Here is a 21,584-nt window from a genome sequence, read left to right as displayed (position 1 = left end):
CATCTTGCTCGCTTGGTTGCTAACACATTGATTACTGCACCACGCGAGATGCTTCACTGCGTTCAGCATGACAGACGTTTTCAACTCAGGAAAAAAGAACTATTTAACCGTCAGCGGGAGCCCCGACACCATGAAAATGGCGTGGTCGGCCCGTTGGGCAATGTACTGATTAAGCCAGCCTTGCAGGTCGGTAAACTTGCGGCCGGCCTCGGTAGTGGCGTGCAGGCCCATACCTATTTCGTTGGAAATGACCAGCAGCGTGCAGTCCTGAGTGAGAAGCTTGTCGAACTCGGCCTGCGCCTGCGCCAGGGCGGTTTCGACCTCGTAGTTGGCGTCGATAAAGAAGTTGGTGAGCCAGAGCGTCACGCAATCCAGCACTACTACGCGGCCCCCTAGGTCGAGGCGACTGAGGTATTTTTCCTCCTCTAGGGTGGTCCAGCGGGCATCGCGGTCGGCCACGTGCCGGGCTATACGCTGGCGGTGGTCGTCGTCCCAGGCCCGCGAGGTAGCCAGGTACACGGGGCTCGGGCTGAGCTGCAGGGCTAGGTCTTGGGCGTAGCGGCTCTTGCCCGAGCGCTGCCCGCCGGAGATGTAGTAGAGCACCATTAGAACGTGATGCTATAGCGGCCCGAAATGTTGCGGCCCGTTAGGTTGTAACCTCGCTTCTCGTAGTAGTTCTCGTCGGTCAGGTTGTTCACCAGCACTGAGATAGTGTGCTTGCCAGCAAAGGTGTAGCCCGCCGAAAAGTCCAGGGTCATGTAGCGCGGATACTCGATTTGGGGCGAGCGCACGTCCGTGAAGTCCGTGTCCTGGCGGCGGCCCACGTAGTGGCCGGCCAGGCGGGCGCTCAGGCCGTTGTGGGTGCTGGCGTAGGCCACGCCATAGTTGCCGCTCAGCTTGGCCACGTTAAAAATAGCGCGGTTGGTCTGCGAGCCGTCTAGGTTATTAGTTACGTCCTCAGCCTTGAAAATGCTCGTGCCGCCCGCAAATACGCGCAGCGAATAGCGGTTATTGGTGAGCGCGCCGAAGTCGTAGCCCGCCTCGGCTTCGAGGCCGCGGATGCGGCTATCATTGGCGTTCACGTAGGTGGTGCGCGAGGCTATGCGGTAGCCCTCGGGCGTGGTTTCGTTGGCCGGGTTGGTGGTGCGGGTCGTGATGCGATTTTGCACCTGGGTCGAGAAGAACGTCACGTCGGCCGAGAAGCCACTGGTGGGCAGGCCATAGCGCAGGCCAGCATCCCAGGTCACGCTGCTCTCATTCTTGAGGTCTGCATTGCCTTGCGTGATAGACACTTGTCGGTTAGCGTTGGGCGTGGTTTGCGAGTAGCCAGCCACGTTGTATGCGTCGGGCGTGACGTAGGCGCGGCCGATGGTGGCGTGTGCCCGCAGGCCCTGCACCAGCTCAAACTGCGCCCCTAGGCTGGGGCTGAAGAAGGGATTAGTAGTTTTGCCGGGGTTGAAGGTGGTGAGCAGGTCGGTCGCCTTCACGTTGTAGGTGATGAAGTCGTAGCGCACGCCGGGCGTCACGATAAGCCGGTCAGCCAGGAAGCTTAGTTGACCTTGGGCGTAGATGCCCGTCGTATTCAGCTCGTAGTTAGGGTTATAGGGCGTGATATTAGCTCCGGCGGCATTGAAGCGTAGCGAGTTGCTGGTAGCTTCGTTATGGTCCATACCCACTGTGATGCGCTGGCTACCCAGCTTGATAACGTCCTTTACCTGGATGCCTTTCCAGAGGTACTGGCTCTGAAACGAGCGATAGGGCGCGATGGCTGTGTTGCCGTTGTAGAGGGTGTTGTTGTTGTTGGCTTCCTTTGAGGTATAGCCGCGCACAAACAGCTGGTGGTTGGCGTAGTTGCCGGTGGCGCTCAGGTCGAGGTTTTGGCGCTCGATGTCCTTGGTGGTGTTTCCTAGGTCGCCGTAAAAGATATCGTTGGGCGACTGCACGTTGCGAGCCACAAAACGCTCGCCGCGTAGGTCCACATGCCAGTGGTCGCCGAGCTGGTAGCCTAGGCGCAGCGCCCCGGCGTAGTAGTTGAGCTTGGTCGAGCTGCGGCGCTGGTCGTCGGCGCGGGCGTCGTCTGTGGTGAGAGTGGTGCCATCGGCGTAAGTTTTAGTGGCGTAGTCGCCCTTGAGCCAGCGGCGGAAGATGCCGCCCTGGCCCAGCTTGTAGTCTTGGGCGCGGTCAAACATCGACAGTGACAAGTCAAAATCGAGGTTTTTGGTCAGGTTACCGCCCGTAGTGCCACCAAACTTAAACGTTTGGTAGTTACCGTACTCGGTGAATAGTGTCGAGCGCACCGGTCCGCGCGAGTGGCGCGTAATCACGTTTACGACTCCGCCCATGGCCTGCGAGCCGTAGAGCGCCGAGGCTGGGCCCTTGAGCACTTCTACCCGCTCCACGCTACCTAGGTCGAGGGTAGCCAGGTTGCTGGTGCCGGCCGGGCGGCCGTCTACCAGTAGCAGGGTGCGCTGATTGAGGCCGCTGGTTTGGGGCCGAAATCCGCGAATGCCAACCCCCGCCAGCAGGCCGGGGTATTGGATGATGTCCACCGAGGCATTCTTCTTCAGCACGTCGGTAAACTCCTGGTTGGGCGTGGCCCGGATATCTCGCTGGCTGATAACCTGAATCTGCTGCGGCACGCGGCTGCGCTCGGAAGCCGAGCGGGTGGCCGTCACTACTACCTCGCTCAGGTCCTGCTGCTTGAGCGTGTCGGCCACCACCTGGGCCTGCGCTCCGCGCACGCTCCCCGCGGCTAGCAGCGTAGCTAGCGCTAGCTGAATTTCGAGACGGCGGGCTTCTGTGCGCGATTGGGGAAAATGTGGGTTCATAAATTTTCTATCTGGTGAAAAGCAGCATGAAGGAGTGGCGGCAGTAGCGTTGGCGTGAAAAAGGTCAGTGGCTAGTGCCGGAGGCAGCTGCTTGAGCATCCGCTGTTTGGCGCAATGCGCGCAGCAGCTCTTCTACTGTAGTATGGGCTTGGGGTAGCTGGCCCGCTGCTTGGCTAAGCCAGGTGGCCGGACTGCCGGGGGGCACCGTCACGTGCAGGTCAGCCGGCCCAGTAGTGGGCACAAAGCCTTCGCGCTCCAGCGCCCGGCGCGTCCAGAAGGCGGCGGCGCCATCGCCCACCAATTGCACGGCCGGGCCGGTGGGCGCGTGCAGGGCGAAGGTGCCGGTGGCTGCATCGAAGGCCAGCCCCTCGTGCACAAACGCCGCTGCAAAGTCGCCGCTGAGCACGAGGTCTTCGGGTGTGCCGGTGCGCAGTGCCCCAGTGGCGGGCAGCAGCCACACGCGGTCGGCGGCTTGCAGGGCCAGGTCGAGCTCGTGGGTCGAGAGCAGAATGGCCTTGCCGGTTTGGCGGGCCAGGCGGTGTAGCAAGCGCATGAGCGCCACGCGGTTGGGTAGGTCGAGGTGGGCGGTGGGCTCGTCGAGCAGCACCACGGGCGTATCCTGGGCCAGGGCGCGGGCCAGCAGCACCTTCTGGCGCTCGCCATCGCTGAGCTCGCCCACCGGGCGTGGCGCAAAAGCCGCAGTACCGGTGGCTTCTAGGGCGGCTTGCACCTGCGCCTCGTCGTGGGCCGAAAGGCCACCTAGCCAGCCCGTGTGGGGGTGGCGACCTAGGCGCACCAACTCGCGCACGGTGAGGTTGCCGGCGTCGATGCGGTCGGTGAGCACGATGCTGAGCTGGCGCGCCCGCTCGGGCGCCTTTAGGTCGGCTAGTGAGACGCCGCCCACTGCGAGCTGGCCACCTAGGGCGGGCTGCAAGCCGGCCAGTGTGCGCAGCAGCGTCGACTTGCCGGCCCCGTTGGGACCCAGTAGGCACACCAGTTCGCCGGGCCACAGGGCTAGCTGCAAGGGCCCGGCTACCGGGTGGGGCGTTTTTTTGGCGGCGTAGCCCACCACTAGGTCGGCGGCGGTGAGCAGCGGCGCGGGGGAGGGGAGAGCCATTAGGTGAGGGAGGAGCGAATGTTTTGGCGGCGCAGCACTACCCACAGCACTACCGGGGCGCCCAGCAGCGAGGTTACCACGCTCAGGGGCAGTGAGGTTTGGCTGCCGGGCAGCTGGGCCACGCAATCGCAGGCCAGCGTGAGGGCCGCCCCGCCCAGGCAGGCGCCGGGTAGCAGCAGGCGGTGGTCGGCGGTGCGCAGCAGCGCCCGCGTGAGGTGCGGCACGGCAATGCCCACAAAGCCAATCGGCCCGCAAAAGGCCGTGATGGCCCCCGCCAGCAAGCTCGTGCTAGCGATGATGAGCGTGCGCGAACGCCCCACCGTGAGACCCATACTGCGGGCGTAGTTCTCACCTAGGAGCAACGCATTTAGCGGCTTAGCCGAGGCAAACGCCAGCACCAGGCCCACGCCCACCACGGCCGCCAGCACGGCTAGGTGACTACCCACCACGCCGCCCAGCGAGCCAAACGTCCAGAGCAAATATTCCTGAATCTGCTCGGGGGCGCTGAAATACTGCCACAGGCTAACGATGGCCCCGGTCACGCTCGCCAGCATCAGCCCCACAATGAGCAGTACCACGTTATCGCGCACCCGCGCCGAAAGGGCCAGCACCAGCGCCATTACTAAGCCCGCGCCGGTGGTGGCGGCCAGCACCAGCGTCCAGCTGCCGGCCAGCCCCAGCGCCCGGATGGCGAAGCCGTTGGCCACACTGCCGCCGGCCAGCATCACTACGGCCACCCCTAGGCCCGCGCCCGCCGTGAGGCCCAGCGCCGAAGGCCCTGCCAGTGGGTTGCGAAAGAGCGTTTGCATCTGCAAGCCGCTCACGGCCAAGCCACTGCCCACGGCTAGGGCTGTAAGGGCTTTGGGCAGGCGAATTTCACGCACGATAAACGCCCAGGCCGGATTGTCGGTGGGTTGGCCGAGCAGAATCTTCACTACCGCCAGCACCGGAATGCGCACCGGCCCTAAGGCAATGTCGAGCACGAAGCCCAGCAGCACCAGCCCCGCCAGGGCCAGCAGCCAGGCCGGGCGCCGCGGGCCCGCCGCCAGCGAGGCGGGCGCGGCCGAATGTTGAGCGGGCCTCACTTGACTTGCTGGTAGTAGTACAGCTGCCAGGTGGGCAACAGCTCGGGGTGTAGAATCTTAATTAAGTCGGACAGCACTAGGTCGGGCCGCACCGCCCCCGACTCCCAGTAGTCATTGGAGCCCTGGGCGTTGGTGCGGCGGTTGTTGTTGTAAAGCCGGCCGGTCTTGAAGGGCGCAAACGCGGCGTAGCGGGCATCCTGGGCCACGATGTCGGCCTTGGTGTTGGCCGTGCCGGTTTGCAGCCAGTAGTCGGCGGTGAGGGCTACCGGGGCTACGGCCTCGAAGGAGAGCGCCAGGCTGCCCTGCGGCGATTTAGTTTTATCCCACTGGTAGGTGGTGCCCGCATCGCGCAGAAACTGCGCCATGTAGCTGTCGGCATCGGGCACGTGCCACACGTCCTTGAACGGCAGGCCCACTATCACGCGCGGCTTTTTGGTGGTCCGGCGGCCTAGGGCGGTCAGCCGCTGGTACTCGCGCACTACCTGCCCAAACTTCTGGTTTACGAGGTCTTCTTTGTCGAGCAGGGCGGCCATTACCTTCACCCACTCGGCGCGGCCTAGCGGGGTCGATTCCACCCATTCCGAATTAATCATCACGGGTACCCCGGCGGCTTGCAGCGTCTGGTAGCGCGTGAGGCCCTCGCCGGGCCAGCCGGTAGCCATCACCAGGTCGGGGTGCTGGGCAATAAGCTGCTCGTTATTAAGTTCCTTGCCCTGGCCGGCCTCTATAATTTTGCCCGCTGCAATACGTTGCCGCACCCGCGGAGCCGAGGCGTATTTGAAGCTACCTAGGCCCACCAGCACATCGGCCGCCCCCAAAAAATCGACCAATGCCACGTGCATCGACGACAAGCCTACCAGCGTGCGCAGAGGCGTTTCTATCACGATGGCGTCGGCGTAGCCCTTGGGGCGGGTGGCCCCGCGCGGTACCAGCAGGTAGCGCGTGGCGGTAGTTTTCTGCTCAAACGGGCTCAGGATGGTGACCACCTTGCCCCCCGGCACGTAGCTGATAGTGAAGCCCTTGGCAAAGTCGACCGTGGTACGGCCCCGCACGGTGGTGGCAGCAGGCTTGGAAAGCACAACGCGCGGCGTGGCGGGCTTGGGCGCGGTAGCCCTAGGGGCTGCCACCTGCCCCGCGCTAGCCAACGAGCTAAGCAGCAAGGCCGCGAGCGCGAAGCTCCGGCGAAACGAAAAAAACGGCGGTACGCCACCGGTCTGGCCAGTGGGTAGCAAGGAGTGGGGCATAGTACGACGAGCCTTTCTACCGAAGGCCAGGACTGTATGTAGTAAATGGCAGGTCTTCTGACTTCCCCGCCAGCTGATGGCCTTCCCATTTCCTATACCGGAAACAGTGGCGCCTAGGTATCAGTCGGTTTGGTGGAGGGGGTTACAGCAGCGGAGACTGTCCCGGATTTACACCGGATTCCCTTTTCACGCGGCCCCGCACCGCGGAAGCCACGACCATTTGCTGGGGCAAAGGTAGGCCCGGATTGCGAAGCGCCGCTTATGCGGCCGGCCCGCCTAGGTCCCTACCACCGCTCGCACGAAGGCCACGCGCTCCGCTACGGAGGCTTTGGGGAGGTCGAGCACCGGGTAGCCCAGGGCTAGGTAGGTACGGCGCAGGGCCTGGTACAGCGCCTCGGCTTCGGCAAAGGTCTGCCAGCGCTCGGCGTCATTCACGTAGATGTCGGGCCAGGGCGGGGCCAGAAAAACCGGGCTTTGGTAGGGGTGGGCCGCCACGGCCGCGCGGGTGGCCGCGGGCACCGGCTGGCCCGACACTTCCAAGTAGGCGAGTAGGTCGGGCAGGCCCCGGTCGAAGAAAACGGGGCCGGCGTGCTGGCTGGCTGCCACGTGCTGGGCTACCATGCGCGCCTGCGCCAGCTCGGCAAAGCCGCCTAGGTCGAGCCACGGCACCAGCCCACTACCTAGGGCCACCTGCTCTTGAATGAGTGCGCGCGAAACCTCGGCCACGCCTACGAAGCCCGCCTGGCGCAGGGCCGCTAGCAGCGTAGTTTTGCCGGCCCCAGGGCCGCCCGAAATCACGTAGAGGGCCATGTAATAACCTAAAAAACCAGCGCCGGGCCTAGCTAGCAGCAAGCCGCTACCCGGCACCAACGCGCCCGCAAAGCTCGCGTCTTTTCGCCTTTTCATGCCTTCTACCCCCGAAAAACCTCAGTTTTTGCTCGCCGCGCCCAGCAGCGGCAGCGGCAAAACCACGCTCACGCTGGGCCTGCTGCGGGCCCTGGCCCGGCGCGGGCTCGTGGTGCAGCCCTTCAAGTGCGGCCCCGACTACCTCGACACCCACCACCACACGCAGGCGGCCGGACGCCCTAGCCTCAACCTCGACTTGTTTATGGCGTCGGTGGGCCACGCCCAGGCCACGTATGCGGACGCCCTGGCCGCGGCCGATGTGGCGGTAGTAGAGGGCGTAATGGGCCTTTTTGACGGAGCCGACCGCATGCGCGGCAGCACCGCCGACGTGGCCGAGCAGCTTGGCATTCCGGTCATTCTGGTCGTTAATGCCAAGGCCATGGCCTACTCGGTGGCCCCGTTGCTGTTTGGGTTCAAGAACTTCTACCCTGGCATTCGACTGGTTGGGGCCATTTTCAACTTCGTAAATACGGCCTCGCACTACCATTTCTTGCGCGAAGCGTGCGAGGATGTGGGCGTGGAGCCGCTGGGATACTTGCCTAATAATCCGTCGTTTGTCATCCCTTCGCGCCACCTAGGGCTGTCGATTGACACGGCCATTCAGTACGAAGCCATTGTGGAGGCCCTGGCCGATGCGCTGCCCCAAACCGTGGACCTCGACCGCCTACTAGCCGTGACGCGCACGGCCGCCCCAGCGGCGTCCGCGCCGCATCCAACCGCGGCGGCCGGCTCCGCCCCGCGGCACATTGCGGTGGCCCAAGACGCGGCTTTCACCTTCACTTACCACCAAAATCTACTGGCCCTGGCCCGCCTGGGCGAGGTCACGTACTTCAGTCCGCTGGCCAACGCGGCGCTACCCCCCGGCACCGATTTTCTATACCTGCCCGGCGGCTACCCCGAGCTGTTTGCCGAAGCCCTCAGCGCTAACGAAGCCATGCGCGCCAGCATCGCGGCCTACTGCGCCGGGGGCGGCCTAGCCTACGCCGAGTGCGGCGGCCTGATGTACCTAGGGCAGCACCTGCTCGATGCCCAGGGCCAAAGCTTCGCCATGGTCGGCGCCCTGCCCTGCACTACCTCAATGGCAGGGGCTAAGCTGACACTCGGCTACCGCACGGTGGCTTGGAATGGCTTGACGGTCAAGGGGCACGAGTTTCACTACTCCCAGCTCGCCGACTATGGCCTGACGCCCGCCCCGGCGCTGGTCACCAATGCCAAGAGCGTGCCCGTGCCCGCCCCGCTTTACCGGCAGGGCAACGTGTGGGCGTCCTACGTGCACCTGTACTGGGGTGAGAACTTGGCGTTTATCGAAGCGCTACTCGCCGGCCCGGCGCCGGTGGCGCAGCCAGAATAGCCCCATAATGCCAGCTACTACCACCGCACACACGGCGTGGTTGAGGCGGGCCACCCGCTCAATTTCGGTGGGGCCGATGGGGCGGGGATTGTCGCCGATATAGGGCTTGGGCACGAGCTGGCCGTGGTAGTAGTTGGGGCCCCCAAAGCGGCAGTTGAGCACGCCAGCCAGGGCCGCTTCGGGGTAGCCGGCGTTGGGGCTTTTGTGCTGATTGCCAAACCGCCCGATAAACTGAAACGCGCGCCCGCTGCCGCCCAGCGCCGCCAGCAGCCCGGCCGTGAGGCGGGCGGGCAGCAGATTGGCTACGTCGTCGAGGCGCGCCGCAAACTTGCCAAACTGCTCGTAGCGCGGGCTGCGGTAGCCCACCATCGAGTCGAGGGTATTGACCATTTTGTAAGCCATAAGCCCCGGCACACCACTTAGGGCGTAGGCGCAGAGCGGGGCCACCACGCCATCGCTCAGGTTTTCGGCCAAGCTTTCGAGCACGGCTGTGCGAATCTGCTGGGCATCGAGCCGGGCCGTGTCGCGCCCCACAATGCGGGCCAACTGCTGGCGGCCGGCCGCCAAGCCTTCACCATCCAGCACCGCAAATACCGCCCGGCCCTCACGCACCAGGCCTGTATTGGCCAGCCCGTAGAAAACCCACACGGTATCGGCAGCCATGGCCCAGCCCGGTGGCAGGCGCCGCAATAGCTTGTGCAGCAGCTTAAAAGTCAAAAATGTGCCGCCCACCAGTCCGGCGGCCAGCCCAGCGCCTTTGGCAAAGCGGTGCGGCCCGAGGTTGAGGTGCCGCTCGCCGGCGGCGATGAGGGCACCATAAGTGCGCACGGGGTGAGGCCAGCCTTCGGGGTCGGCCAGCCACAGGTCGAGGGCGTAGCCCAGGGCCAGGGGCGCGGCTAGGCGGGTAAAGCGGTCCATGCGGCGAGGGCGGTAAGGAGAAGTTGGTTGTCGGCGGGGCTGCGCGTGCCGATGCGGAAGTACGCCGGCGTTAGCCCTCGAAAATTGCTGGCGTTGCGAATCAGCAGGCCGTGCTGGTCTAGCAGCCAGTGCTTGAGCTCGGCGGCCGTGCCGCGCCGCGTGCGCGCCAGGAAATAATGGGTGTGGCTGGGCAACATGTCGAAGCCAGGGTTTTGCGTTAGCGCGGCTACTAGGGCCGCTTTCTCGGCCAGTAGCTGGGCGAGGGGTAGTTGCACCTGCGCATAGTTTTCGAAAAGGTAGTGGCCTGCTGCCACGGCCAGCGCATTCACCGCCCACGGCGCCTTGTGGCGACTGAGCTGCGCCACCAGCGCCGCCGAGGCCACCACGTACCCTAGGCGCAGGCCCGGAATAGCGTAGGCCTTCGTGAGCGAACGCATTATCAAGAGGTTATCGAATGTTGCCAACAGCGGGATGGCCGACTCGATGCTAATGGTGAACTCGATAAACGCCTCATCTAGCACAAACACGGTGGCCGGGTTTTGCGCCAGCAAAGCCGGCAGCAGGTTGGGCGCCAGTACGCTGCCAGTGGGGTTGTTGGGGTTGCAGATAAATACCAGGTCGCTGGCCAGTGCCTGGTTGGCGCCTAGGTCCTCCCAAGGCAAAAAATGCAGCGCGTGGCCGTGCAGCCGGCAGGCGTCTTCGTACTCGGCAAAGGCGGGCGTGAGCACCGTACTGCGCCGCCCCGCCCAAGCCTGCGCCACCAGGTAGATACTCTCGGTGGTGCCACTGCTTACGAGCACTTGCGCGGGTGCCACGCCGTGGTGCGCCGCGATGCGGGCAGCCAGGCTTTCGGCCAGCACCTCAGGGTAGCGGCTCACGCTGGGCCACTCGCTGAATACGTATTCTTGCAGGCCTTCTGGGGGGCCGCCGTACCACACGTTAGTGCTAAAATCGGCGCGGATGGGGGAGGCGTGGCGGTAGCCGTCGTCGCCGTGGCCGTGGAGCATGGGGTAAGAGAGAAGGCTAGCGTTGGAGGGCGGCGTAAATCTGGCTCATGTCCACATTGGCCCGGATGAGGTCGGCCAGGCGGTCGAACTGGCTATTCTTGAAGGCCGCAAAGTCGAGGGGCGCGCTGAGCGGCTGCGTGGTGTAAGGCGCCAACAAGTGCTCAATAACCGGCGGGTTGTCTAGAATGCCGTGCAGGTAGGTGCCCCAGCAGGTGGGACCGGCGTAGTAGCCATCGGGCGCGCCGCCGGCCAGCGTGGCCACGGGCTGCGCGGCCCCGTCGGGCGTAGTCTGGCCCATATGGATTTCGTAGCCCTGGCAGTCGGGCGCGGGTGCTTCGCGGAAGGCAAAGTGGCGCTGCTGGGTGGTTTTTTCGCCTTGCAGCACGGTGCGTACGGGCAGCAGCCCTAGGCCGGCCGTGGCAGCCACGCGGCTCTCTACCCCGTCGGGGTCCTCTACCGAGCGGCCCAGCATTTGGTAGCCCCCACAGATGCCAACTACCGTTTTGCCGGACCGGTGCGCCTGAATAATGGCTGCTGCTAAGCCCGTATTCTTCAGAGCGATAAGGTCGTCAATCGTGTTCTTGCTACCCGGCAAGATGATGATATCGGCCGCGGCCAGTTCAGTCGCTTCGTGCGTGTAAAACAAATGCACGCGCGGGTCGTGCCCTAGGGCGTCGAAATCGGTGAAATTGGACATGCGGCCCAGCAGCACCACAGCCACTTGCACGCGGCCAGTCGCGGCCGGCCCCCGCTGCTTGCGGGCCAGCGCCACCGAGTCTTCTTCCTCGATAAAGATGTCGCGGAAATAGGGGAGCACGCCCACCACCGGCACGCCCGTGAGGGCGGCCAGCTGCTGCCGGCCGTCGTCAAAGAGCCGCGCGTCGCCCCTGAACTTATTAATGAGTATGCCTTTGATGCAGGCTTTCTCTTCGGGCTCTAGCAGCGCCAACGTGCCGTACACGCTCCCAAACACGCCGCCCCGGTCGATGTCGGCGATGAGGTAGGTGGCCGCGCCGGCGTGCCGGGCCATGCGCAGGTTGGTAATGTCGCGGCGCTTGAGGTTGAGTTCTGAGATGCTGCCAGCGCCCTCTAGCACTACCGGCGAGTGGCGGCTGGCTAGCCGGTCAAACGCCTGCGTGGCCGCCGCGAACAGCTCGTGCCGGTCGCTCTCGCGGAAGTACTCGTAGGCCGACTGCGTGCCGATGGGCCGGCCATTGAGCACTACCTGCGAGGCCTGGTCGGAGGTCGGCTTGAGCAGCACCGGGTTCATATCGACGTGGCACGGAATGCCGGCGGCTTCAGCCTGCACGGCCTGCGCCCGACCTATTTCGAGGCCCTCGGGCGTGGCGTAGCTGTTGAGCGACATGTTCTGCGCCTTGAAGGGCGCCGGCGAGTAGCCGTCTTGCCGAAAGAGCCGGCAGAAGCCCGCGGTTATGACGCTTTTGCCCACATCGGAGGCGGTGCCGACAAACATGATGGGACGAAGCATAACTAAAACCAAGGCGCACTACAGAAGTGGACAAAGGTAGGAGAATGCTTCGCCAGCCACCACGGCGACTTTTGGGAGTCAGCCAAGAGGTTAGGGTAAAAGAGGTAAAATCCTCTCGTTATAGTCACTACTTTCTTCTAAAAAAGAAGAAGGGCGGCGAGTAGGAGGGGAGCTAGTATTCCGTGCTACTTTGCGCCGCGATATGTGCCGCTACTGCCAAGCCTGTTAACATGATTTCTTACTCCGAAGACCAGGCTCGGGCCTTCGTAACTGATGCGGGTACGCTGCAACGCGGGCAGCAGCTGGCCCAGCCAGCCAAGTGGAACAACCTAGGCCGCACCGACGACACCGCCTGGGGCGAATGCGCGGGCAGTGGCTCCAAGCCCTACCTAACGGGCATCGACCTGCGCGAGCCGGCTTTTAAGTGCTCGTGCCCTAGTCGCGTGTTTCCGTGCAAGCACGGGGCGGGCCTGCTGTTGCTGCTGGCTCGTCAGCCCACACTTTTCGCGGCTAATACGCCGCCCGGGTGGCTGGAGGAATGGCTAGCCAAGCGGCAGCAAACTCAAGCTAAGAAAGAAGAAAAAGTAGCTGCGCCTCGCCAAGCAGAGCCAGAGCCGGCGACCGACGCGCCCGCCGTAGCGGCCAGTACCGAGCCAGCGAGCGCACCTAGCGGCGGCGTAGCGCCCGCTCGGCTGGCCCGCATGGTGCAGGGTGCCGAGGAGTTGGAAGTCTGGCTGCTCGACCTAGTGCGCCACGGGCTAGCCACGCTCGACCAGCAGCCCGCCAAGTTTTGGGAAAATCAAGCCGCCCGGCTAGTAGACAACCAGTTGCCGGGCCTGGCGAGCACTCTGCGCGAGCTGGCCACGCTGCGCCACGCCCACGCCGATTGGCCCACTCGCCTGCTGGGCCGCCTAGGCGAGCTCTATTGGCTGGTGCGCGCCTTCCAAAAGCACGCGCAGCTGCCCGCCGCCACCCGGCAGGAAGTGCTGCAGCAAGTGGGGATTACTATTAAGAAAGAAGAGCTGCCCTCCTACGCCAGCCCCGTAGTCGATGAGTGGCAAGTGGCCGGCCAATTTACCTGGGAAGAAGAGCGGCTGACGGCCCGCCGCAGCTGGCTGTATGGCCTAGGTACTGGCCGCTACGCGCTGGTGCTGGAGTTTGCGTTCGGCAGCCAAGTCTTTGCGACGCCGTTGGTTCCGCAGGGCATTTACGCGGGAGGCTTACTATTTTACCCAGGGACCTCGCCGCTGCGGGCTGCCCCGACCGCACTGACGTTTGTGGGCTCGGCCCCTTTGGCTAGTGCGCCGGCCGCACAACGACCTAGTCAATTGCTAGAGGAGTATGCGCAGGCGCTAGGCCGTCAGCCGTGGCTACGCGAGTGGCCCGCTACCCTAGGGCAGGTACGGCTGGCTCAGCAGCCCGCTGGCAATTGGGCACTGGTGCACCCTACTGACTCCGTGACGCTCCCGCTACGCTTCACCGATAGTGATGCCCCTTGGCAACTGCTAGCGCGGAGTGCGGGCCAGCCACTCACGCTGTTCGGCGAATGGGATGGGCGCGCTTTTCGGCCACTCAGCAGCTGGCCCGGCCAAGCTGTAAGTGAAGCGTCCGCGGCCTCGCCGCCCGAGCAGGCTACGCAAGCTCCAGTTAATTCTTCAACCCCAGAGCCGGTAGCTAGCGCGGAGGCTGACGCCGCAGCTTTACCCCCTAGGCAGGCGTTTTCGCCCTTTTCGCAGCTCTTGCGCATTGCCCTGCTGGGCACCCGCCAGAGTGGCGAATCAGTGCCACTGCTGCCGGGGCTAGCCGCTTCTGCCGATAGCCCGGAACAGCAATTACTGCTAGCCGCCGGCACGCTGGCGCTGATGCAAAAGGCCGGTTTTCAGCCTCCTAAAGCCACCAAGGAGCCGCCCGTGCCCGCCTTAGCCGATACCTGGCAGCCGCTCGGGCCCCTAGGCGCCGACAGTTTCCGCACCCTGCTGGCAAGCAACCACTACGCGGCCTTTCGCACCGACTACTGGCAGCAACTGGCCAAGCACCAGCGCCTGGTGCCGGCGACGCTGCTGGTAGCAGCCCTGAATAATGAGAGTTTCCGGCAGTACTCGCCTGGAAATTTAGCCTTGCTAGGTGAGCGCGGCCGGTGGCTGGCGCAGCAAAATCCCGACTGGCACTCTGTACTGGCGCCCCAACTTCCGTCAGAGGACCTAGGCGTCTGGGAAACGGGGACGCTAGCCCAGCGTAAGCGATTTATTGGGCAGCTGCGCCAGACTGATGCAGCGCTGGCCCGGCAGCTCCTAGGGGCCGCTTTGCCTGCCGAGCCCGCTGCCACCCAAGCCGCGTTGTTGGGCGAGCTAGCGCCGACTGTTGAGGCGGCCGATGCAACGCTACTGAGCTCCTATCTCTCTTCCAAAAGCAAGGAGGTGCGCCAAACCGTGGTGCCGCTGCTGGTGCGCCTCCCCCAGTCGGAATTGCTGGAGCGGCTGTGGCAGCGCGCCGTGCCCCTCCTAGGCCTGAAACGCCCGCTGCTGGGGCGCAATAAGCTGCTCGTGGAGCTGCCGGAAGGCTGGGATAAATCGTGGCAAGCCGATGGCATCGAGCAGAAAACGACGAGCATCGAAGGCGGTGGTGAGCGCGCCGGTTGGCTAGGCCAATTGCTGAGCCTACTACCGCCCAGCCGCTGGACGGCGCACCTAGGGGTGTCGGCCGAGGAGCTGCTGGACCTAGCCGCGGAAAGTGAGTGGCACACGTTGCTCCTGCGGGCCTGGTCGCGAGCTGCTTACCTGCATCAGGATAAAGCATTTGCGGCACCTCTGCTGCTACGCCACTTCACCCAGCCCAATTTGCTGGCTCAGCAGCAGGTGACACACCTGATGTCCTTGCTGCGCGAGGACGAAAAACTGGCGTTGCTTCGCTCCCAATTGCCGCCCCGCACGATTGAGCTACCGAGCTTTCTACCCGAGTTCTTGACTTACATTTCCGCGCCGTGGCCCGCTGAGGTGGGGCAGGCGGCACTGCGCTTTAGTGCTACAGTGCTGGCTCCTGCCGCGGTTTACCAGTACACCGAGCCATACCAACGCTTCGCGGCACTGTTGTCGCGCCTAGCTAGCGGCCTACCCGACGACCAATTTGCGGCGTGTACGGCCGTACTGGAGCCCCTGGCGGTCACCCACCCGCCCGTCGCAACGCTTGTCGAACAATTTTTGGAGTCGGTGCGCTTTCGCCAACAGCTCACTGCCAGTCTTACTGAACCTTCTACCCCTTCCTTATTCTAAGCCCCCGCATGACCACTACTTTGCCGACCGACCTGCTGCGCCCCCACGCCGAAGACCTCTACGCCGAGGAGCTGGCCGCGCTCAAAGCCGCCGACGACCGCCCCAAGCCGCCCAATTGGCAGCTCTCGCCCTGGGCCGTAGTCACGTACCTGCTAGGGGGCAAGCTCGATAACGGCTTTGAGATTGAGCCCAAGTACATCGGCCAGCGGCGGCTGATAGAAATTGCGGTGGCTACCCTCGCCACCGACCGCGCCCTGCTGCTGCTAGGGGTGCCCGGCACCGCCAAAAGCTGGGTGAGCGAGCACCTCACGGCGGCCATCAGCGGGCACACCAACCTGCTGGTGCAGGGCACGGCTGGCACCGCCGAAGACAGCCTGCGCTACTCCTGGAACTACGCCCGCCTGCTCGCCGAAGGCCCCTCGCTGGCCGCTCTGGTGCCCAGCCCGCTCTACAAAGGCATGGAAACTGGCCAGCTCGTGCGCATCGAGGAGCTCACCCGCATTCCCTCCGACGTGCAGGACACGCTGCTGACCATGCTCTCCGAAAAGGTGCTGCCGATACCCGAGCTAAGCACTGAAATCCAGGCCACCCAGGGCTTCAACGTCATTGCCACCGCCAACGACCGCGACCGCGGCGTCAACGAGCTGAGCAGCGCCCTGCGCCGCCGCTTCAACGCCGTGGTGCTGCCCCTGCCCGCCAGCCTGGCCGAGGAAGTCCAAATCGTGCAAACCCGAGTAGCCAAGCAGGGCCGGGCCCTACTGCTGCCCGTGGAGGCCCCGGCGCTAGAGCAAATCAGCCGCCTGGTCACCATCTTCCGCGAGCTGCGGGCGGGCGTCACCGACAACGGCAAAACCAAGCTCAAGAGCCCCAGCGGCACCCTCAGCACCGGCGAGGCCATCTCGGTGATGAACGCCGGCCTGGCGCTGGCCGCTTACTTCGGCGATGGCACCCTGCGCGCCCACGACCTAGCTGCCGGCCTCACCGGCGCCGTGGTCAAAGACCCCGCCCCCGACCGCGTGGTGTGGCTCGAATACCTAGAAACTGTAGTAAAGGAGCGCGACGGCTGGAAGGATTTGTACCGCGCGTGCCGCGAGGTGGTGGAATAGATTTAAAATTTCTAATTCCTAAATATTCCTCAAATGAAAAACGACCTTATTGACTCGCTTAAACTTCTTGCAAACTATGCAAATGCTGTTATCATTCGAGAGCGTGAAATACAAAGCGGTGTACAGATAAGTCTCTCTAAAGGTAGCAAAATAGTTCATGTAAGCATTTATAATAATGGAAATTCATTTGTACAAGGTGAAGAGGGAAATTTAAAGACACTCTTTCAGAAATGGGCAAATAAGCGTGACCGCTCAGAAAGTTACCCTGTTGTAGATTTACCTGCAGGCTGGAGAGAGTGGAACGAAAATGCCCACTGGTTAAAGAATTATCACAAAGAACACGGCTTGCCTGATGAAAATATTGCAACTCACGCGTACAAAATACAACGTGAGGTCATGTTCCATGATTACATGTTTAGAAACAATCCAGGACAGGATTTAACTGAGCAAAATTTAGGCTTTGTGATAAAGAGCTGGATGAAACGTTTCTGTTTTATGAATATGGACGTTGAATCTTTAATACATGATGTATTAAATCACATTACCACTAGCGGATATATAGGTGTAACCTTAGACGCGATACCATTAGCAGTTGCTGCAGATGCAATTTCTTATATCATGAGTGGTTACTGCCCAAATAAGTTCATAAAGCACAATGGTCAGTTCTGTTGCCCCCAAGTTAAATCTGACCACTTCGGGTGTGTTGTCGACTTGGTAGATTCAATTTACCCCTACTGCACAAATCAACAAATACTAGCATATACAAAGGGAAATATGAACAAATTACTTAAGTACGATTATAACCTGAAATGGTATGACATTGCGCCCTCAACGCCAATTGAAGAGAAAATGGCAGATGGCTTAAAATCTATTGGCATTGTTAATATTCCACAATTTCAAGCTCATAGCGCAGAACACAGATATAAAATTGATTTTGTTGTAAAAACTAGGAATGGCTTATCAATTGCAATTGAATGTGATGGCCTGCAATTTCATGCGAGACCTTCCACCTATATGCGTGACAGAGTGCGTGATAGATATTTACAGCAAAGAGGATTTTATATAATGAGATTTTCTTCAGTTGAAATTTTTAATGAAATTGACAAATGCATTGCAGAAATCGATAAAACATTTTGGGATATTCAGAAAGGACGCATTTCATTCAATAGCCCTCAAAGACTTGGTTATTTTGGCGTATTGGAAGATTAAAACCTACTATGCCCACCGACCTCCGCCTCTTCGGCATTCGCCACCACGGCCCCGGCAGTGCGGCTAGCCTCGTGGCCGCGCTCGATGCCTTCCGGCCCGACATCGTGCTGCTGGAGTGCCCCGCCGATGCGGAAGCGGCCCTAGCCACCGCCACTCACCCCGAGCTGCGGCCGCCAGTGGCGCTGCTCGTCTACAACCCCAAGCAGCAGGGGCAGGCGTCGTTTTTGCCGTTTGCCGAGTTCTCGCCCGAGTGGCAGGCCATACAGTGGTGTGCCCGCCACGCGGCCCACGTGCGCTGCATGGATTTGCCCATGGCGCTGCGCTTCGGGATAAAAGACGCGGTGGCCGAGGCCCTTGCGCCCCTTACTGCCCCCGAGCCCGCCGCCCCGGACCTAGGGCCAGCCAGCGCCGCCCCGACCGCCAGCGAGCCAGCCGACGCGCTCAAAGCCGACCCGGTGGCCTACATCGCCCGGCTGGCGGGCTACGCCGACTCGGAGCAGTGGTGGGAAACGCACCTCGAACACGCCCCCGGCAACGCCGATACCTTCGCCGTGGTGCTCGACCTGATGACGGCCCTGCGCGAAGAGTTGGCCCGCCCCGAAACCGAGGAAACCCTACTGCGCGAGGCCTTCATGCGCGAAACCCTGCGCGCCACCCTAGGCCAGGGCTACGCCCGCGTGGCGGTGGTGTGCGGCGCCTGGCACGCGCCGGTGCTGCAACCCGAATTGCTCAAAAAAGAAGACAAGGCCCGACTGAAAGGCCTGAAAAAAGTGCCCACCGAAACCACCTGGATTCCGTGGACTTACGAGCGGCTGTCGTTTAGCTCGGGCTACGGGGCGGGGGTGCTGTCGCCGGCCTGGTACGAAGTACTGTTCAGCCAGCCCCGCGCCGAGGTGCTCACCCACTGGATGGTGCAGGCCACGCGCCTGCTGCGCGGGCAAGACGTGGATGCGTCCTCGGCCCACGCCATTGAGGGGGTGCGGCTGGCGGCGGCGCTGGCCGCCGTGCGGGGCCTGGCCCTGCCGGGCATCGACGAGTTGCAGGAAGCGGCCGTGGCCATCCTGGGCGGCGGCTACGCCGAGCCGCTCGACCTGGTGCACCGGGCGCTGGTCATCGGTGAGAAGCTGGGCGAAGTACCCGCTGGCTTGCCCGCCACGCCCTTGCAGCAAGACCTAGCCCAGCAGCAGAAGACGCTGCGCCTCAAGCCCGAAGCCCTGCCCAAGCCGCTCGACCTCGACCTGCGCCAGCCCACCCAGCTCGACCGCAGCCACCTGCTGCACCGCCTGCGCCTGCTCGATATCACCTGGGGCCAGCCCGAAGAAGTGGCCGGCAAGAGCGGTACCTTCCACGAGCTGTGGAAGCTAGCCTGGCAGCCTGAGCTAGCGCTGGCCGTGATTGAGGCCGGGCGCTGGGGCAATACCGTGCTCGCTGCCGCCGCGTCCCGCGCCACCGCCCGCGCCGCCGAAGCCACCACCCTCGAAGCCGTGAGCCAACTGCTGGAAGAGGCCCTGCGCGCCGACCTAGGGCCCGCCATTCCGGCGCTGGTGGCGCGGCTCGAAAGTATTGGGGCCAGCACCCGCGACGTGACGCACCTGCTCGCCGCCCTGCCCCCGCTGGTGCAGGTGCTGCGCTACGGCAACGTGCGCCGCACCGACACCGCCCAGGTAGCCCAGGTGGTGCAGCAGCTAGTGCCGCGCCTCTGCATCGGCCTGCCCGCCGCCTGCACCGGCCTCGACTACGCCGCGGCTCAGCCTTTGCTGGAGCGCATTGAGGCCAGCCACCAAGCCATTCGGCTGCTTGAAAACCCCGCCCACGCCGCCGATTGGTACGCCGCGCTGGCCGCCGTGCAGCGCAACGCCGCCAGCAACGGCCTGCTGGCCGGGGCCGCCACCCGCTTCCTCTTCGATGCCCAGCAAGCCGATGCCGACGCCACGGCCACCACGCTTGGCCTAGCCCTAGCCCCCGCCCAGCCCACCGACTATGCCACGGCCTGGATTGAGGGCTTTCTGCGCGGCAGTGGCCTGCTGCTTATCCACCACCGCGAGCTATTCGGCCTGCTCGACACCTGGCTAGGCAGCCTGCCCGAAGACACCTTCCGCGAAATTGTGCCCCTGCTGCGCCGCGCCTTCACCGACTTCTCGCTGCCCGAGCGGCGGCAGCTACTGGAGCTAGCCGGGCACGATGCTGCGGCGCCCGTGGCCAGCGCCGAGAGTTTTGATTTTGATTGGGAGCGCGGAGCACTGGTACTGCCAGGCTTGTATCAACTGCTAGGAGTGCCGGCCACTTTTTCAGCGTAAAAGCTATGCTTAATTTTATTAGAAAGTGGAGTGCAAGCTCCCAGCCCGATGCCATAAGCAACTTGGAAAGGCAGTTGCAGGTGGTTTCCATTCGGGGGCGGGTGGCCTATGGTGCAACCTGCCTAGAAACTACGCTTACGTCCGCAGCTACGGATACTGCCCAATTTATGCCTTTGCTCGCCTGCTTGTGGGAATTTACGAGCAGCATGGACTTGAGCGAGTGGGAAGAAAAAATAATGGACTTCTATTCGGAGTCCGTGTTAGACAATTCAGAAGAAATCAACTCCCTATCTCTTGAGAGCTCGCAACGGTTGCGAGCAAACTACGCCGCCCTCTCTACGAGTCAGCTTGCTTGTATTGATGAGGCAATTGAAATTGGACGAGGTAATCTGTATGGCGGAATAGTTGGCCATAGTGCGGCTACCTTAGCCTCCACTATGCATTTGGTGCGGTACCTGCAAGCCCATGGCTACCCTCTACCGCTAATCGACAAGTTCTTACGGTCGCCATTCAGTCAAGAAAATCAACACGGCTGGGGTGAACCAGTAGACCGCAACTTCTTTGATTAACTCAAGCACCAAGTAGCTATGCCTTCTCCTACTACTACTCGCTGGAAACTCGTGCTGGGCAGCGCCGCCGACGCGGCCGACGCCGTGCCCCTGCCGCCCGACTACGGCCGCATGGATGAAGTACTCACGGCCCTCTACGACGGCGACAAGGCCGAGCGCAAGGCCGGACTGGGCGGCTCGGCGCCCCGCGTGAGCCGCTGGCTGGGCGACATCCGCGCGTACTTTCCCACCGAAGTAGTGGCCGTGATGCAGCAGGACGCCATGACGCGCCTAGGTCTCAACCAGCTATTGCTGGAGCCCGAAATCATGCGCACGGTGCAGGCCGATGTACACTTGGTGGGCACCCTCATGTCGTTGAGCCGCGTGATACCGCAGAAGGCCAAGTCCACGGCCCGCGAGGTCATCACCAAAGTGGTGCGCGAGCTAGAGCAAAAGCTGGCGAACCCGCTACGCCAGGCCGTGCAGGGCGCCCTGAGCCGCGCTGTGCGCAACCCGCGCCCGCGCTACCACGAAATCGACTGGGGCGCCACCATCAAGGCCAACCTTAAGCACTACCAAGCCGCCCACAAAACCGTGATTCCGGAGCGGCTGGTAGGCTTTGGCCGGCGCGGGCAGGCGCTAAAGGAAATCGTGCTGTGCGTAGACCAAAGCGGCTCGATGGCCTCGTCGGTGGTCTACGCGGGTGTATTTGGGGCGGTGCTGGCTTCGCTGAAAGCCGTGAAGACGCACATGGTCGTTTTCGACACGGCCGTGGTCAACCTCAGCGAAAACCTGCGCGACCCGGTCGATTTGCTATTTGGTGTGCAGCTGGGCGGCGGCACCGACATTAACCTGGCCCTAGGGTACTGCCAGCAGCTTATCACGCGCCCAACCGATACCATTCTGGTCCTCATCACCGACCTCTACGAGGGCGGCAACGAGCGCGAAATGATAAAGCGCGCCGCTTCTCTAAAAGCCGCTGGCGTGAACCTAGTAGTACTGCTGGCCCTCAGCGACGACGGCGCCCCGAGCTTCGACCGCCGCGTGGCCGAGCAGCTCGCCGCCCTCGGCATTCCCAGCTTCGCCTGCACCCCCGCGCGGTTTCCGGAACTGATGGCGGCGGCCATTCAAGGGCAGAAATTATCGGCTTGATAACGCCGAGTTTCTATTGTTTTAATATTGAATTTTTATAATATAACAGGTATTGTGT

The 21,584-nt window shown here is 62.9% G+C and carries 16 protein-coding genes and 1 riboswitch; of the genes, 7 read left to right on the top strand and 9 right to left on the bottom strand.

Annotated elements, in window-relative coordinates:
* Positions 1–99: 99 nt before the first annotated feature.
* The 6 genes from JAO77_RS18255 to JAO77_RS18230 all read right to left on the bottom strand — a co-directional run bounded on the left by JAO77_RS18255 (position 100) and on the right by JAO77_RS18230 (position 7,180).
* On the bottom strand, positions 100–606 hold the full coding sequence (locus tag JAO77_RS18255; protein WP_213019432.1) for a bifunctional adenosylcobinamide kinase/adenosylcobinamide-phosphate guanylyltransferase: 507 nt from the start codon (positions 604–606) through the stop codon (positions 100–102).
* On the bottom strand, positions 606–2,828 hold the full coding sequence (locus JAO77_RS18250) for a TonB-dependent receptor (protein ID WP_198991869.1): 2,223 nt from the start codon (positions 2,826–2,828) through the stop codon (positions 606–608). The genes JAO77_RS18255 and JAO77_RS18250 overlap by 1 nt, the downstream gene beginning before the upstream one ends.
* A 64-nt stretch (positions 2,829–2,892) precedes the next feature.
* A complete protein-coding gene (locus tag JAO77_RS18245; protein ID WP_198991867.1) occupies positions 2,893–3,945 on the bottom strand; it encodes an ABC transporter ATP-binding protein in 1,053 nt (350 codons plus the stop codon).
* Positions 3,945–5,030 carry a FecCD family ABC transporter permease gene (locus JAO77_RS18240; protein ID WP_370550236.1) on the bottom strand — a complete coding sequence of 362 codons (1,086 nt, stop codon included), beginning with the start codon at positions 5,028–5,030 and terminating at the stop codon, positions 3,945–3,947. Before JAO77_RS18240 ends, JAO77_RS18245 begins: the two co-directional genes overlap by 1 nt.
* Positions 5,027–6,274 (bottom strand): ABC transporter substrate-binding protein, encoded by a 1,248-nt coding sequence (locus JAO77_RS18235; protein WP_198991866.1) that lies wholly within the window; start codon positions 6,272–6,274, stop codon positions 5,027–5,029. Before JAO77_RS18235 ends, JAO77_RS18240 begins: the two co-directional genes overlap by 4 nt.
* 30 nt (positions 6,275–6,304) lie before the next feature.
* Positions 6,305–6,510: riboswitch (cobalamin riboswitch) on the bottom strand.
* A 40-nt stretch (positions 6,511–6,550) separates the two neighbouring features.
* Entirely contained in the window at positions 6,551–7,180 is a 630-nt protein-coding gene (locus tag JAO77_RS18230; protein WP_198991859.1) for an AAA family ATPase, read from the bottom strand.
* Between JAO77_RS18230 and JAO77_RS18225 the strand changes: the two genes are divergently transcribed.
* The gene (locus JAO77_RS18225; RefSeq protein ID WP_198991853.1) at positions 7,179–8,531 is read left to right on the top strand and encodes a cobyrinic acid a,c-diamide synthase CobB; all 1,353 of its coding nucleotides are present in this window, start codon (positions 7,179–7,181) and stop codon (positions 8,529–8,531) included. The genes JAO77_RS18230 and JAO77_RS18225 overlap by 2 nt on opposite strands.
* Here the strand turns inward: JAO77_RS18225 and cbiB are convergent.
* The 3 genes from cbiB to JAO77_RS18210 are packed head-to-tail and all read right to left on the bottom strand — an operon-like array spanning position 8,493 to position 11,945.
* The gene (gene cbiB, locus JAO77_RS18220; protein WP_198991851.1) at positions 8,493–9,449 is read right to left on the bottom strand and encodes an adenosylcobinamide-phosphate synthase CbiB; all 957 of its coding nucleotides are present in this window, start codon (positions 9,447–9,449) and stop codon (positions 8,493–8,495) included. The genes JAO77_RS18225 and cbiB overlap by 39 nt on opposite strands.
* A complete protein-coding gene (locus tag JAO77_RS18215; protein ID WP_198991850.1) occupies positions 9,428–10,456 on the bottom strand; it encodes a pyridoxal phosphate-dependent aminotransferase in 1,029 nt (342 codons plus the stop codon). The genes cbiB and JAO77_RS18215 overlap by 22 nt, the downstream gene beginning before the upstream one ends.
* A 16-nt stretch (positions 10,457–10,472) precedes the next feature.
* Positions 10,473–11,945: a cobyric acid synthase gene (locus JAO77_RS18210; protein ID WP_198991848.1), complete on the bottom strand. Its 1,473-nt coding sequence runs from the start codon at positions 11,943–11,945 to the stop codon at positions 10,473–10,475.
* A gap of 230 nt (positions 11,946–12,175) precedes the next feature.
* Between JAO77_RS18210 and JAO77_RS18205 the strand changes: the two genes are divergently transcribed.
* Genes JAO77_RS18205 through JAO77_RS18180 form a run of 6 tightly spaced genes read left to right on the top strand, consistent with a single transcriptional unit; the run spans position 12,176 to position 21,526 of the window.
* Positions 12,176–15,214: an SWIM zinc finger family protein gene (locus JAO77_RS18205; RefSeq protein ID WP_198991847.1), complete on the top strand. Its 3,039-nt coding sequence runs from the start codon at positions 12,176–12,178 to the stop codon at positions 15,212–15,214.
* Positions 15,215–15,222: 8 nt separating this feature from the next.
* Complete coding sequence (locus tag JAO77_RS18200) at positions 15,223–16,320, top strand: ATP-binding protein (RefSeq protein WP_198991846.1); 1,098 nt, start codon at positions 15,223–15,225, stop codon at positions 16,318–16,320.
* A 33-nt stretch (positions 16,321–16,353) separates the two neighbouring features.
* Positions 16,354–17,529: an endonuclease domain-containing protein gene (locus JAO77_RS18195; RefSeq protein ID WP_198991845.1), complete on the top strand. Its 1,176-nt coding sequence runs from the start codon at positions 16,354–16,356 to the stop codon at positions 17,527–17,529.
* Positions 17,530–17,537: 8 nt separating this feature from the next.
* Positions 17,538–19,826, top strand: coding sequence for a DUF5682 family protein (locus JAO77_RS18190; protein ID WP_198991844.1), 2,289 nt, complete (start codon positions 17,538–17,540; stop codon positions 19,824–19,826).
* A 5-nt stretch (positions 19,827–19,831) separates the two neighbouring features.
* On the top strand, positions 19,832–20,395 hold the full coding sequence (locus JAO77_RS18185; protein WP_198991843.1) for a hypothetical protein: 564 nt from the start codon (positions 19,832–19,834) through the stop codon (positions 20,393–20,395).
* A gap of 18 nt (positions 20,396–20,413) precedes the next feature.
* Positions 20,414–21,526, top strand: a complete 1,113-nt coding sequence (locus JAO77_RS18180; protein ID WP_198991842.1) for a VWA domain-containing protein — start codon at positions 20,414–20,416, stop codon at positions 21,524–21,526.
* Positions 21,527–21,584: the final 58 nt, after the last annotated feature.

Source organism: Hymenobacter sp. BT559, assembly GCF_016427535.1.
In the GTDB taxonomy this organism is placed as follows: domain Bacteria; phylum Bacteroidota; class Bacteroidia; order Cytophagales; family Hymenobacteraceae; genus Hymenobacter.
This window is presented reverse-complemented; position numbering and strand designations above follow the sequence as displayed.